The sequence below is a fragment of the Deinococcus sp. YIM 77859 genome (assembly GCF_000745175.1).
Lineage (GTDB): Bacteria > Deinococcota > Deinococci > Deinococcales > Deinococcaceae > Deinococcus.
In genome coordinates this window covers 1-11,355 of sequence record NZ_JQNI01000003.1, presented here as the reverse complement: position 1 = coordinate 11,355, position 11,355 = coordinate 1, and the positions used below count along the sequence as shown (strand labels likewise).

Here is an 11,355-nt window from a genome sequence, read left to right as displayed (position 1 = left end):
GGCCGCCAGCGCTTCGCCCCGTTCTGCTGTCCACGTACCCACGTTCACGTCAGCACCTGGCCCTTCTCGGTCCCCAGGTCGCGGATGTTGTAGCCGGTGGCCGCGCGTGCCTCACGGTTGAGGTGGGCCATCAGGACCGCGCCGGGGTTGGTGAGGTTCTGGCCCTGCATTCGGTAGCGCTCGACCGCCTGGACACAGCGGCGCACCGTCGGCACCCCCAGATGAACGAGCGCCTTGTAGTAGCCCACGGCGGCCACCGCGTGCGTGCCCGGCGCGTCGTGGTGAATGGCGATCTGCGTGGCGAGTTCCCAGAGGTCGGGCCGCTGCACTCGCAATCTGTCTAGACAACCTTCCAAATCTCCGCCGTGCGAATCCACCCCAGCCGCCCCTTTCGTTGCCAGCGGCGCAGCGTCGAGCCACGCCTGAACCTGACCGGCGAGCGGGGCGACTGGGGACGAACGACCCTTATTCCGGGGTTCGCGGTTTTCCACAACGCCCTTTTGTTTTTGAGTTTCTAAGGGTCGTTCTTTAGTCCTCTCAAATTGAGAGGGTGAGTCCAGGACGACAAAAATCCCGTCTTGTTCCACCGGCTCCGCGTAGTACGCCTCTTCCAGCTCGGCGGCAGGTCGGGCTCGAACATGGCGACCGTGAAGAGGGTGCCCACGTTGCGCCGCTCGCCTGCCACCTCACGCTGCACCTTTTGGGTTCGGATGAAGAGATGGGCGAGCGGGTGCCTCAGCGCCCGGTAGAAGGTCGCCACGCTCATTCCGCAGGCCCGGGCAAAGCAGTGGTCCCCCATCCACCTTCAACACCACCTGCTCGCGGACCTGCACCGGCTGCCCGGACGCACTCACGCGCAGGTAGCAGCGCTTGCGCAGTTCCTCCACGATGGCGATCAGGTTGCGGCCCTGCGCCCCCGAGAGCCGCCCTCCGGCAAGGCTGGTGGAGCTGATCGACGTGAGCACCTGGCCCCAGGCGGCCCCACCGGTCGCGCCAGCGGGCTGAGGCGTTGCGTGGGCGTCCACCGGAAGACGACCGGCGTGCGGACGTGTTGCGGCTCGTAGTGCGCCAGCACGGGCTGAGCCTTGACCGACCGGCGGCCCAGGCCCAGGGCGCGCAGCGCGTCCTCACGGGACAGCAGGCGCGGGCCGGATTGCGGTGGCGAGCCGGGATGGGGCCGCTTCCCCTGCATCCTCGCGGCGAACTGGGCACGCAGCAGCTCGCGGCGGCGGCCTCCCGCTGCAACTGCGCGTCTGAAACGGCTGGCAGGCGGGAAATCACTCGAGCTCCGCCCCCTCCAGCATCCGCCCCGCCTTGCGCCGCTGGAACTGCACGGCGTGCCCGGCGCGGCGCACCAGGGCGAGCACGCGCGGATTCGTAGGGTGGCGGCGCGCGATGGCCTCCACCCGGGCGGCCAGGCGCTCGAGTTCCGGCACGTCGAGGCGCTGGCAAGCGTCAATGGCGAGGCTGGGGATGCGGTTCAGCTCGACGCAATCCACCTGGGCGGCGTTGGGTACAGCCGCGAAGGCACGGACAACGGACGTTGAATGGGTCATGGGGGAGTCCTTTTTTGACGGCCAGCACGGCAAAGAAGTGGCATCCCTATCGGGGAGCAACACCGACCTGCCAACCGGGGGCGGGTAAGGGCAAAAGGAACGTTGTGGACGGCCCAGACGTGGCGTCCAACCGTGGATTCGGGAGGGGGTTCCGGTCCTCGACGGCCGGGTTAGGGAAGGTCGAGGGGGAGGGTCGAGCGGGCAGCCACAGCGTTCTGCCCGCCGCGAGCTGTGGGAACGGCCCCACCGGGCGGGTCACGGGCCTGGCGGCTCACGGGCTGACCCCCCAGCGCCGCATCACCCAGGGGAAGAGGTAGCGGCTGCGCGGGTGGTGTAGCCCAGCGGCTCGCTGAGGGCGCAGCGGTCGCAGCGCAGCGAGAGTTGCTGGGCGCGCAGGGCGGGCAGGGGTGTGCCCATGATCCACACGTCCTCGTGAGCGCACTTGGGGCAGCGGGCCAGACTGCGGTCAAGGGTAGGCAGGCTCAAGCCGGACCCTCTTTCCTGCTCGCGGGCGGGCTGACCGGCGGGGGCACCAGGCTCGCCGCGTACCGGGCCAATCGCTCGGCCACCAGGCGTGCGGCCTGCTCGGGCGTGCCGCCCCCCGGGACTCCCTCGATGACCACACCCGCGAAGTAGGGGCGCGGCGCGTCCTTGCGGCGGCCCCTCACGAGGCCACCTGCTCGGTCAGCGCCTGGTCCAGGGCTGCCGCGTCCTCGCGCAGCAGGGCGGGCAGATGTGAATGGCCCACCGACTCGAGCGCAGACGCTGCCAGGCGGAGGCGCTGCACCAGGACCCGCACACGCAGTTCAGGCAGGTTGACCCCGGCGTGACCGTCGCCGCGCCGCTCATGCCCCCACCTCTCCAGCACAGTCCAGATGAGCGGCCCGCAGGCGCACCCCCGCGCGCACGGTGGCCACCGCAAGCGCCAGCAGGCCCAGCACCAGGCCGGTCATCGGCGCTGCTCCAGGTCGAGATACCGTTCGGCCTCGCTCATCTGGGCAGGCGTGGGCACCCGCACGGCCTTCTCCAGCTCCTCCGCGAGCGAGGTCAGGTGATCGGCCATCGGCAGCTCAGCCGCCAGCGTGTAGGCGTGTGCCGTGGCGCGCAGGTACAGCAGCAGGTCACGCACCAGCATGGGCGAAACGACCACGTCGGGGCAGAGGGCGACAGCAGCACGGAGGGATAGGGCAAGGGGGGGTTAGTGCTCATCGGGTGTCTCCTGGGGGAAGGATTTGCGTCTTTTTCAGAGTCTGGTTGCTCTAGCACTTGATTGCTAATCTTGGCCGAAAAAAGAGCCTCTATAGGGACTCCTAGGGCCTCTGCCAACGGTGCAGCAATATCTAGAGAAGCCGTCTGGATCGCGCCGCGCTCATGCTTCTGGATCGTAGAAATTTTGACCCCAGAAATCGCTGACAGCTCACTCTGGGTAAGCCGACGCCAGACCCGTAGCCGTTTGAGTTGGCTGAGCGCGTACGGATTCTCGGGCATGAACTCATACTAGAGTCTTACAGCTAGCTTTTCAATGCTATAGAGGCAAAAGGTTAGGCGGAACGCAACTCAATGTATAGCATTCTCGTACTAGCGAGCGGATGCTAGCGAACCTCCTACCTATGGCAACCCCCAGAGCGCGCAGCAAGCAGAAGGCTACCCCAGCCTGGGCCGAAGCTCTTCGCGAGCGTCGGATGAAACTCGAACTGTCGCAGGAAGAGGTTGCCGCGCGAACGGGCGACGCTCTTTCGCAGCGCACTATCTCAGCCCTTGAAACCGGCGCGACCCCTCTGGAGAAGGTGGCTATCTCACGGGTGATCAGTCTTGCAAACGCCCTGAACTGGACATTGCGCCAAATGCAGGAGGCGACGGGGATTGACCTGGGAGCTGCGAATCATGACGGTTGGACTATCGCCGGTTCCGGCCCCCAGCTCCTCACCCCTATACACAACGTCTACCGCGTCCCCGTGATCGGCCTTGCCAGCGCGGGCGCGCCGTGGCGGACGACCAGGACGCGCGCATCATCGGCTGGGAGTATCCCGCCGCCGACGAGTACCGCCCGCACATGCTCTGCCTCCAGGTGGACGGCGAGAGCATGGACAACGGCGACACGGACGGACTGCGCAACGGTGACCGGCTGTATGTGGACACGCGTGACCTCACCTTGCAGGACGGCAAGGTGTACGTGGTCCACGTCCACGGGAATGGGATCGTGGTGAAGCGGGCGCGGCAACTCGGGAACGACTGGTGGCTGTTCAGCGACAACAGCAACTTCAGCCCCACGCGGCCGATGAGGCGACGATCATCGGGCGGGTGTACTGGCACCAGCCGCGCGGGAAGCGGTTGTAAGAGTGCTGTGACTCACTATCTCAAATACTTCGCCCGTCATGAAAAAACTGTTTCTATTGAGTGGCCTTCTTCCTTTGCTCCTGGCTGCCTGCGGGAGCGGCAGCACAGTGACAGCACCCCCAGCCAATATCAACCCCAGTGGGGCTTGGGTCGCCACCGAGACGGTCAATGGTGTTCAACGTGCCTGGGACATGAACATCAATGCTGTCAATGGTTCGTGGTCTACGACCTCACTGTGGCAGGGAAGTTCTGGAATTATCGATATTCTCAGTATCTCAGGGACTTACACGCCTTCGACCGCCTATCCCCTCAACAGCAACATAACGGTTCTCCAAATGGGAGACTCCGCCTGCAAGGTGGACGGCATCTCATACATCCTCAAATCCGTTGTGAGCGGTCAGTTCGTGTCGAGCAATCTCTACAAGGGGACGGAGGATCATTTCGTGTGCGAGAACGGCGGCTTCGTCTACAAGGGGTCAGGTACGTTCGCAATGACGAAGAACTGAAGGAAGCCGCAACGTGTGGGGAGGGGGGGTGTCCACTATGACCTCTCCCCTCCCCGCCGCCATCTACCTGCGCGTGTCGGGCAAGCACCAGGCCGAGGGCCGCTTTGGGCTGGCCGCCCAGGAGCACGAGTGCCGGGCGTATGCGGCGCGTGTGGGCCTGCGGGTGGCGCGGGTGTACGTGGACGTGATCAGCGGGGCGCGCGACGAGCGGGCACAGTTCACGCAGCTCCTCGCGGACGCGGCGGGGTACTCGGTGGTGATCCTGGGTGTGCAGGACCGCCTGGCGCGTGATGTGCCGCTGTCCTACGCGATGCTGGGCGCACTTCAGCGGGCTGGGCTGCGAGTCCACAGCGCCCTTGAGGGGCCGCTCGACCTGGAGGACGACGGCCATGCGCTGAATTTCGGCATCCGTGCCGTGATCGCTGACCAGGAGCGCCGCCGCATCACGGCGCGGATGTACGGCGGCAAGCTGGCAAAGGTGCGTGACAGGGGCCAGCCGGTCGCGCCCATCCGGGCCTACGGCTGGAAGGACGGCGCGCCGGACCCCGAGACAGGGGCGCGCGTGGCCTGGATCTTCGAGCAGGTGGAACGGCGCGGGCTGAACCAGGTGCTCGACGAGCTGGAGCGCCTGGGCGTCCCCTCCCCCACGGGGCGGCCACGCTGGGGCAAGACAGCGCTGCTGAACCTGATCCGCAATCCGCTCTACCGGGGCGAGTACGGCTACGGGCGCAAGGGGGAGCGCCTGACGCTGGCGGTGCCTGCGCTGGTGACCCCGGAGCAGTGGGCGCGCACGAACGCCGCTGTTGCGCGCCGCTTCAAGGGGTCGGGGCGGGCTGGGACACTGGCGCACATCTACCACCTTCAGGGGGTGGCGCGGTGCGGGGAGTGCGGCAGCACCATGAGTGCCCACAGCCCCACGCCCAGAGACGGGGCAGTACGGCACCGCTACTACCATTGCCGGGGCACGCTGAAGATCGCCGGGAGGCGCTGCGAGCACCGGCGGTCCTATCCCATCGATGTGCTGCACCAAGTCGTTGCTGAAGGGCTAGCCGTGCTGCTGAGCGAGCCCAAGTTGCTTGCCGAAGCTGTGGCCCGCGGCGTACACGAGCGGCCCGGATCGGGGCCAGGAAGAGTGGCCACGGAGCTCGCTCGTCTCGATGCGGAGTGGGAGCGCTGGAAGGGTGCACTGCGCGCCGGAGCGATCACGCCGGAGGAGCTGGCCGCCGAGCGCCGCCGAATTGATGCCGCTCGCGCTGCCCTCAGCACGGTCGAGGCACCGACGCCGCTTGACGTGGAGACATGGGTAGCTCGGACAACTCGGGCAGTGGCTGACCTGCCCCTCGGTGAGGCCTTGAGAGTCGCCGGAATTGGGGTGCGCGTCCATGCAGGCGGCGCGGTAGAATTCGTAGTCACGCCCTGAGGACCAGGGCAATGCCAGGCCGCAGAATCCCTCTGTTAGGCTGAAGGAGTTGGTTTATACGCGTGCACACCTAATCACCTATAGGTGTTCAGTCGTATAAAGTTCAGGCTCGCGTCCAGCCGCCGATGTTCGTGATGATCTGACTGATCCCGCCCGTGACGTTGTGGACGTCCTGGGCCACGTCGGGAATGTTGCTGCCCGCCCAGAAGTTCTTCTCTTCTAGGGACCGGCTGAGCTTGTCGGCGATGATGAAACTTCCGGCGATGACGGCCAGGGCGATGATGCCCGCACCCATCAGGACATTCTTCTGCTGTTCGTTCATGTCAGTTCCCCCACCACGGGACGGTATGCAGTTGCGGGTACTTCTTGGCGGTGGCGATGACGAGGGCACTGTAGGGCCGGTTTCCGCAGCCGCATTCGGCACGCAGGACGCTCACCTTGCTCAAGCAGGCCCCAGCGCACCCATTCGCCCGGTACTTCAGCCAGTTGCCACGCCCCATGCCGTAATGCTGGAGGGTGACCTTCACGCTTGAGCTGCACTCCGGGAAGGTCCGCCGCAACCACAGCATGTAGCGAAGGCCGACCTCCAGTTGCGTCGCTGGCGATTCGACCGGCCAGCGAATGCCCACCTGCTGCGCCGCGACGCTCGTGACCTGAAGGGGACCCACCGCGCCGCTGCTGGCGTTGCGGGCGAGCAGTTGCAGGTCGCTTTCCGCCCGCGCGTGCCCGAAGGCGAGGTCAAGCGGATAGTGGAGCTCCTCGCACACCGTCACCAGGTTCACCGCGAGGGTCCGCGACGCCTGGGGCGAGAGCCGCCGCGCCGGAATCTCGGCGTAGATGGCCGCCTCGCACTGATCGATCAACCGGGAACGGCTGCTCCTCGCGGGCGGCACGCTGGGTGCCGTCGGGGTGGGGACGGTGGGCGTCGTGGGCACCCTGATGGGTGGGGTGCTTGGTGTGGGTGCCACTTTTTTCGGCGTGGCGGCGCGGTTGGTGAGCAGCACCAGACCCGCACCTACGCCACCGATGAGCAGGGCCGCCTGAGCGCCGTTCCGCCTCACACGGGCACCATCTGCACGCGGTATTCCACTCCCCCTTCTCGTGCGCGCAGCTCGGGGGCCGCACCTGGCACCGCCAGGATGTAGGCCTCACCATCCACCAGGGGGAGAGCCGTTGTCGAGCGGGGCAGCGCGCTCCGGCCTAGACGGCCCACAACACCGGAGCGGGCTACACCAGAGGAGACGAGGAGCTGCCACTGTGGAGCCTGGTTCGCGCGTCGGTCGTTGTCCTGGTCGCTGGGCATAGCGCTCCGACTACTCCACCAGATTCCCGCATGCCCGAAGGCAAAGCCCTCCGCAGGGGGCAGCGATGCCCGATTTCCACCCATGGTTACCCAGGCATCCCCAGGACCGCACATTGCCAGGCGATACAGGGTATTGGGGGCCAGCTCCACCGGCTCCGGGAATATGGGGCGTATTACATTTCCCTGAACTGTCCCCTCAGCCTCCGCCAACAGGGCCCCATCCAACACCCGGTACAGCCGTAGCACTCGCCCCTCACCATCGGGCGGATTGGCTGGATCATTTTGCAGGCGCACCCCAGCCAAGTATGTCGTGCGGTTGGGCGTCGTGAAATCACCGTAAATACCCGGCACTCGCTCCCCCACAAACTGTGCCAGTTCCAACGCCTCCGGCACCAGTGTGGCGGGCAGAAAATCAGTGGAGAGGGGGACGGGGTTGTCTGGGCCGTAGCGGCTCGCCAACCCCCGCAGCCCCAAATTGGGAGCCTCGATCCGCACACTTGTCATGGGTGAACCCGCCGTAAATGTAGCCAGGCGCACGCCCGAGGCGTGCAGGTCTGTTTCTGGACTCAACGGCAGCACCCGCAGCTGCCCATACCCCGTGGCCAGCTCGTGCGTCAGGTGCTCCTTTGTGGCGGGATCTTGGGTGTCGTGTGCTGAATACAATGGATCCGCAGTCACGTAGAGGGCCATCTGTGCCCCGGGCGTCATCCCGGCAGTTTCCACTTCGGCGTTTTTCAGAACCACCGGCACCCCACGCACGATGGCCGCGACGTAGGACACCGTCAGGCGTGTGCCCACCGCACGCACACCCGAGAGCGCCAAAAGCCCATGCACATCCAGGTCCTTGCCTTCATCTTCCATGACCGCCGCCAGTAGGCTCAGGGTGAGGAACTGGAGCAGGTCATGCGGCTCATCGAGCATGTAATCCCGCAGATAGAGTTGATTCTTCCGATTCCTCGGAAGAGCCTGCATCGTTGTAAACAGTCGCCTCATCAGGTTCCCTCAACCGTTGCTAGCCCTACAGCGGTACCGCCCATGTCTTGCGCTCACGCACCTCTCCCCCATTTGCCAGACCGCGCCGCATCAAACGCCGCGTATTCCATAGCCGCTCATGGCCCGCCGTAGGGAGCTCAGCCAGCAATTCTGGAGGGGTATGAAACACGACCCGGCACACCGCGCAGCGCGTCACGCTGACCACCACTGGCTCAAATCCGCTCCCAGGATCAGGAACCACAACCATACGCATGACGGACTCAAGTGGAGTGATGCTGTGCGTCCGAGCTTGTTGGCCTGTATTGCGCTGCTCAGGAATAAGCTCGTATTGAATGGCTGGTTGGCTATCCCAATGTCCTTCCCAGGTCACGAATCCCACGTTGTAGGGGGTACATATCCCCCACCCACATAGAGGCCCGCACCGACACAGTCACCAGGGGCATACGTCACCTCTGGCGATCTACCTTCCCCAAAAACCCACGATGGCCGAAAGGGAGCGTCAGCCGGATCATCGCTGATCACGGCATACCAGACATTCGACGACTCGTAGCCTCCAACCAGATGCCAGCCCTCCGGGATAGTCAGGACATGAAGAAAATTCAGGAAGGAGAAGCGCCGTAAGTGGTATTCAAACCATTTATTCAGCGCTTGCTGGCTGCTTTCCAGTGAATCACCGTAGGCGGTGTGCGTATCTGAACGGGCGAAGAGATACCCAGGGTGCCCATCCCTCTCCTGGGTCCAAATCTCCCACCATCCCGTTGTTGCGATCCCCCGCGGGCTCACATAGACTGCGCCGCCTTCAAAAAAAATTCGGCCAGCCGCTCCGAGCGTCTCAAGGCCACACCTGCACCCAGCCACTGCCGTCGCTGCGCCGCACCTCCAGCGCGGCCAGGCCGTTATTGGGGTGACTGGCGCTGTTCTTGGCCACGTTCAGGCCCTCGCCGTTGATCATGATGCCGCCCTCGCCGCCAAAGGCCGGGCTATAGCGACCGTCGGTGAGGCGTACGCGAACCTGGGGCACATATTCGGCAGGCCGCACCAGCAGCACGCTGGTCCCCATATCCCGCACCACCGGCAGGGATAGCTCTTCGCGGGGGGCGGGGAAGGAGGAAGAGGGGCTGGTTGCGGCAGGGCTGGTTGCGGCGGTGCTGGTTGCGGCAGTGGCGCAGGCACAGGAGCCGACGAACCCGCCTGGCTAAACGCTGGATGGGGCCGCACGGCGGGCGGTTGCGTTCTCTGAAGCAAGGGGGACGGCCGGGACAACCGGGACAGCGCTACAGCGAGGGTGGGCGACGTACCGACCGCCGGAACACCAGAGGAGGACGTAGAAACGTGAGGTGCAGCCGCGGCTACCGGGGTGGGCGCAGGGGTAGGCGTGCTCGACAGCAGCTCGCTGGAGGCAACTCGTGGCGCCTCAGTCACTCCTGCGGCAGCCGGAGGCCGTGGCTGCCGCTGTCGCCACACCAGCACGCCAGCCACGCCACCAGCCAGGCCCAGCACGGGCAGCAGGATCAGCACGGGGCTCTTTTTGGTCATGGGTACCTCACTGCATGTACAGCTGGTAGAAGGCGGGACCGTCCGGGCCGGGATCGATGATCACGCGGCTCACCAGGCACGTCAGGCTGATCGTGGTGGCAGGCGGCACGGTGTGGGACGTGCTGGCCTGCCCACCCAGGCCGATCAGCGTGACCTTGAAGGCCGCGTCGCCCAGGTTGGCGTAGAAGCCGCGGCTCACCGCCCGCCCCTGGTTCAGCTGCTCAAGATCAATGTCGGCACGGGTGCCCGTGGTCGCCTCGACGATCACCGGCAGGCTGGCGAGGCGGCGCGGGGCGATCCGGGCGCTGTCGGCCACGTCCACCACGCCGAACTCGAAGTCGAGCGCGCGCTTCTGGGCCTGGGCCGCCTCACGGCCCGCCCTCACCTCGGCGTAGATGTGGGCCAGGCAGTTTTTCATGTCCTCCAGGCCGTTTTGCAGGATGGGGACGAACTTGGACAGGTCGGGGAACATTCAGCAATCCTCCAGGCGGTGGTAGAGACGGGGAGCGACCCACAGCAGCACCGTGGGCAGCGCGACGAGCGCCAGGCCCACGGCGTTCATGACCCGGCTCACGTCGCGGCCCGGCACCAGCCCGCGCAGCCCGGCCAGGTCGAGCACGACCCCGGCGATGTACAGGAAGCCGCCGAAGCCCTTGCTCCACTCGGCATAGGTGCGGGTGGTGCCGCTCAGCAGAAACAGCAGGTTCCGCACGCAGTAGACGACCAGCACCACCCGGGCGACGAAGAACAGGACGTCGAGCAGGGTCGCCATCAGTCACCGTCCCTGCCCGGCGGATCGTCGCGCTTCTCCTTCAGGCGTGCCGCCACCTCGGGCAGCCCGAAGATGGTGGCGATGACACTGCCTAAAAACAGCGACCAGGTGCTGTCCAGCGGTGGCATTCCTGAAGACCGTGTTGCCCGCGAGGGCCAGCATCACGATCACCACCGCGATGACCAGCAGGCCGACCAGACGCTGCATGCGACTCCCTTTGGTGTAAACGAACGTCTTGACACACGGGCTTATTTCGCGCCCCCACACCCGCAGCCGCAGCCCTGGGCTTTGGGGCTGAGGCTGGCGCGACCGAATCAGCCCGATCGTCATCACCAGCACGCCGTAGACAGCAGGCCGCCAACGGCGGTGTATGCGCCCTGACGGATGAGCTCCATTCCAGAATCCTTCTTCACGGGTTTTTCTCCTGGGTTTCGATCCTCAGCCGCCTCGAACGACGGCTGCAACGTCACAGCAAGCTGGCCCAAGGACGGGTTTCATCGAACAGCCACGGCGGCGTACCACCCGCCCACATCACGTCCGATGCCACCCGCAGGACAGGATCCACCCTCACCGCAGGCGCGGTTGCGTTCCCCGCTGCACGAAAGAGGAGGTCGCCGCCCCGCTCGGCAGGGGCCGCGTCTCATCAAAGATGTCTGGCGGCGTGCCCCCATCCAGACCTTGCCCTGATCGGCCACCGGCTCCCCGACCGCGATGGCGGGCAGGCCGGAGGCCGGCTAGGCGTGGCCGCCGGGGCCTGCTCCTGGCCCTGTCGGCGCGTCATCAGGAAGCCCACCCCCCGCCCGGCGGAGAGAGCCGCGAGCAGCAGCACCACGGACGCTGCGGCCCGCATCAGTAGTACCGCCCCGCAGACACGCCGAAGCCGCCCGTGCCCGAGCTGCTCCCGGCCGGGGTGAAGCCGCCCGAACTGCCCG

16 protein-coding genes and 3 pseudogenes are annotated in these 11,355 nt (G+C 66.0%); 5 read left to right on the top strand and 14 right to left on the bottom strand.

Annotated features, from left to right (window positions below; genetic code table 11):
- Nucleotides 1-44 precede the first annotated feature (44 nt).
- The 8 genes and pseudogenes from EI73_RS13170 to EI73_RS16990 all read right to left on the bottom strand — a co-directional run.
- Nucleotides 45-329 carry a hypothetical protein gene (locus EI73_RS13170; protein ID WP_034388428.1) on the bottom strand — a complete coding sequence of 95 codons (285 nt, stop codon included), beginning with the start codon at nucleotides 327-329 and terminating at the stop codon, nucleotides 45-47.
- 357 nt (nucleotides 330-686) lie between these two features.
- A complete protein-coding gene (locus tag EI73_RS16370; RefSeq protein WP_197050779.1) occupies nucleotides 687-1,025 on the bottom strand; it encodes a hypothetical protein in 339 nt (112 codons plus the stop codon).
- Nucleotides 1,026-1,277: 252 nt separating this feature from the next.
- Complete coding sequence (locus EI73_RS13160; RefSeq protein WP_034383131.1) at nucleotides 1,278-1,556, bottom strand: hypothetical protein; 279 nt, start codon at nucleotides 1,554-1,556, stop codon at nucleotides 1,278-1,280.
- 297 nt (nucleotides 1,557-1,853) lie between these two features.
- Nucleotides 1,854-2,042, bottom strand: a complete 189-nt coding sequence (locus EI73_RS13155) for a hypothetical protein (protein ID WP_034388423.1) — start codon at nucleotides 2,040-2,042, stop codon at nucleotides 1,854-1,856.
- Nucleotides 2,039-2,224 (bottom strand): hypothetical protein, encoded by a 186-nt coding sequence (locus EI73_RS13150; protein ID WP_034383128.1) that lies wholly within the window; start codon nucleotides 2,222-2,224, stop codon nucleotides 2,039-2,041. The genes EI73_RS13155 and EI73_RS13150 overlap by 4 nt, the downstream gene beginning before the upstream one ends.
- Nucleotides 2,221-2,424 (bottom strand): hypothetical protein, encoded by a 204-nt coding sequence (locus tag EI73_RS13145; protein WP_034388421.1) that lies wholly within the window; start codon nucleotides 2,422-2,424, stop codon nucleotides 2,221-2,223. Before EI73_RS13145 ends, EI73_RS13150 begins: the two co-directional genes overlap by 4 nt.
- Nucleotides 2,425-2,505: 81 nt before the next feature.
- Entirely contained in the window at nucleotides 2,506-2,706 is a 201-nt protein-coding gene (locus tag EI73_RS16735; protein ID WP_231557356.1) for a hypothetical protein, read from the bottom strand.
- Nucleotides 2,707-2,861: 155 nt separating this feature from the next.
- Nucleotides 2,862-3,044: pseudogene (locus EI73_RS16990) on the bottom strand (helix-turn-helix domain-containing protein); the annotation flags it as partial.
- 101 nt (nucleotides 3,045-3,145) lie between these two features.
- On the opposite strand from EI73_RS16990, the pseudogene EI73_RS16985 reads away from it, so the two are divergent.
- The 4 genes and pseudogenes from EI73_RS16985 to EI73_RS15680 form a co-directional block, all read left to right on the top strand.
- A pseudogene (locus EI73_RS16985) lies at nucleotides 3,146-3,373 on the top strand (helix-turn-helix domain-containing protein); the annotation flags it as partial.
- Nucleotides 3,374-3,609: 236 nt separating this feature from the next.
- Nucleotides 3,610-3,768: pseudogene (locus EI73_RS16980) on the top strand (S24 family peptidase); the annotation flags it as partial.
- Nucleotides 3,769-3,931: 163 nt separating this feature from the next.
- On the top strand, nucleotides 3,932-4,399 hold the full coding sequence (locus EI73_RS16555; protein ID WP_156103426.1) for a hypothetical protein: 468 nt from the start codon (nucleotides 3,932-3,934) through the stop codon (nucleotides 4,397-4,399).
- A gap of 37 nt (nucleotides 4,400-4,436) precedes the next feature.
- On the top strand, nucleotides 4,437-5,819 hold the full coding sequence (locus tag EI73_RS15680; protein ID WP_051935353.1) for a recombinase family protein: 1,383 nt from the start codon (nucleotides 4,437-4,439) through the stop codon (nucleotides 5,817-5,819).
- Nucleotides 5,820-5,922: 103 nt separating this feature from the next.
- Here the strand turns inward: EI73_RS15680 and EI73_RS13125 are convergent, their stop codons facing one another.
- The 6 genes from EI73_RS13125 to EI73_RS13100 all read right to left on the bottom strand — a co-directional run bounded on the left by EI73_RS13125 (nucleotide 5,923) and on the right by EI73_RS13100 (nucleotide 10,423).
- A complete protein-coding gene (locus EI73_RS13125) occupies nucleotides 5,923-6,141 on the bottom strand; it encodes a hypothetical protein (RefSeq protein ID WP_034383201.1) in 219 nt (72 codons plus the stop codon).
- A gap of 1 nt (nucleotide 6,142) precedes the next feature.
- The gene (locus EI73_RS13120) at nucleotides 6,143-6,880 is read right to left on the bottom strand and encodes a hypothetical protein (RefSeq protein ID WP_034383200.1); all 738 of its coding nucleotides are present in this window, start codon (nucleotides 6,878-6,880) and stop codon (nucleotides 6,143-6,145) included.
- Complete coding sequence (locus EI73_RS13115) at nucleotides 6,877-8,115, bottom strand: hypothetical protein (protein ID WP_156103432.1); 1,239 nt, start codon at nucleotides 8,113-8,115, stop codon at nucleotides 6,877-6,879. The genes EI73_RS13120 and EI73_RS13115 overlap by 4 nt, the downstream gene beginning before the upstream one ends.
- A gap of 832 nt (nucleotides 8,116-8,947) precedes the next feature.
- Nucleotides 8,948-9,175 carry a hypothetical protein gene (locus EI73_RS13110; protein ID WP_034383195.1) on the bottom strand — a complete coding sequence of 76 codons (228 nt, stop codon included), beginning with the start codon at nucleotides 9,173-9,175 and terminating at the stop codon, nucleotides 8,948-8,950.
- Between the two features lie 483 nt (nucleotides 9,176-9,658).
- The gene (locus tag EI73_RS13105) at nucleotides 9,659-10,123 is read right to left on the bottom strand and encodes a hypothetical protein (protein ID WP_034383192.1); all 465 of its coding nucleotides are present in this window, start codon (nucleotides 10,121-10,123) and stop codon (nucleotides 9,659-9,661) included.
- On the bottom strand, nucleotides 10,124-10,423 hold the full coding sequence (locus tag EI73_RS13100; protein ID WP_034383189.1) for a hypothetical protein: 300 nt from the start codon (nucleotides 10,421-10,423) through the stop codon (nucleotides 10,124-10,126).
- Between the two features lie 81 nt (nucleotides 10,424-10,504).
- Here EI73_RS13100 and EI73_RS16365 point away from each other — a divergent pair, with 81 nt between their 5' ends.
- On the top strand, nucleotides 10,505-10,804 hold the full coding sequence (locus EI73_RS16365) for a hypothetical protein (RefSeq protein ID WP_156103594.1): 300 nt from the start codon (nucleotides 10,505-10,507) through the stop codon (nucleotides 10,802-10,804).
- Nucleotides 10,805-11,355: the final 551 nt, after the last annotated feature.

Excerpts from the sequence above, each read along its gene's own strand:
- EI73_RS13105 (WP_034383192.1), bottom strand. The coding sequence starts at position 10,123 with ATGTTCCCCGACCTGTCCAAGTTCGTCCCCATCCTGCAAAACGGCCTG.
- EI73_RS16555 (WP_156103426.1), top strand. The coding sequence starts at position 3,932 with ATGAAAAAACTGTTTCTATTGAGTGGCCTTCTTCCTTTGCTCCTGGCT.
- EI73_RS15680 (WP_051935353.1), top strand. The coding sequence starts at position 4,437 with ATGACCTCTCCCCTCCCCGCCGCCATCTACCTGCGCGTGTCGGGCAAG.
- EI73_RS13110 (WP_034383195.1), bottom strand. The coding sequence starts at position 9,175 with ATGGGGACCAGCGTGCTGCTGGTGCGGCCTGCCGAATATGTGCCCCAG.
- EI73_RS13100 (WP_034383189.1), bottom strand. The coding sequence starts at position 10,423 with ATGGCGACCCTGCTCGACGTCCTGTTCTTCGTCGCCCGGGTGGTGCTG.
- EI73_RS13115 (WP_156103432.1), bottom strand. The coding sequence starts at position 8,115 with ATGAGGCGACTGTTTACAACGATGCAGGCTCTTCCGAGGAATCGGAAG.
- EI73_RS13125 (WP_034383201.1), bottom strand. The coding sequence starts at position 6,141 with ATGAACGAACAGCAGAAGAATGTCCTGATGGGTGCGGGCATCATCGCC.
- EI73_RS16365 (WP_156103594.1), top strand. The coding sequence starts at position 10,505 with ATGACACTGCCTAAAAACAGCGACCAGGTGCTGTCCAGCGGTGGCATT.
- EI73_RS13160 (WP_034383131.1), bottom strand. The coding sequence starts at position 1,556 with ATGACCCATTCAACGTCCGTTGTCCGTGCCTTCGCGGCTGTACCCAAC.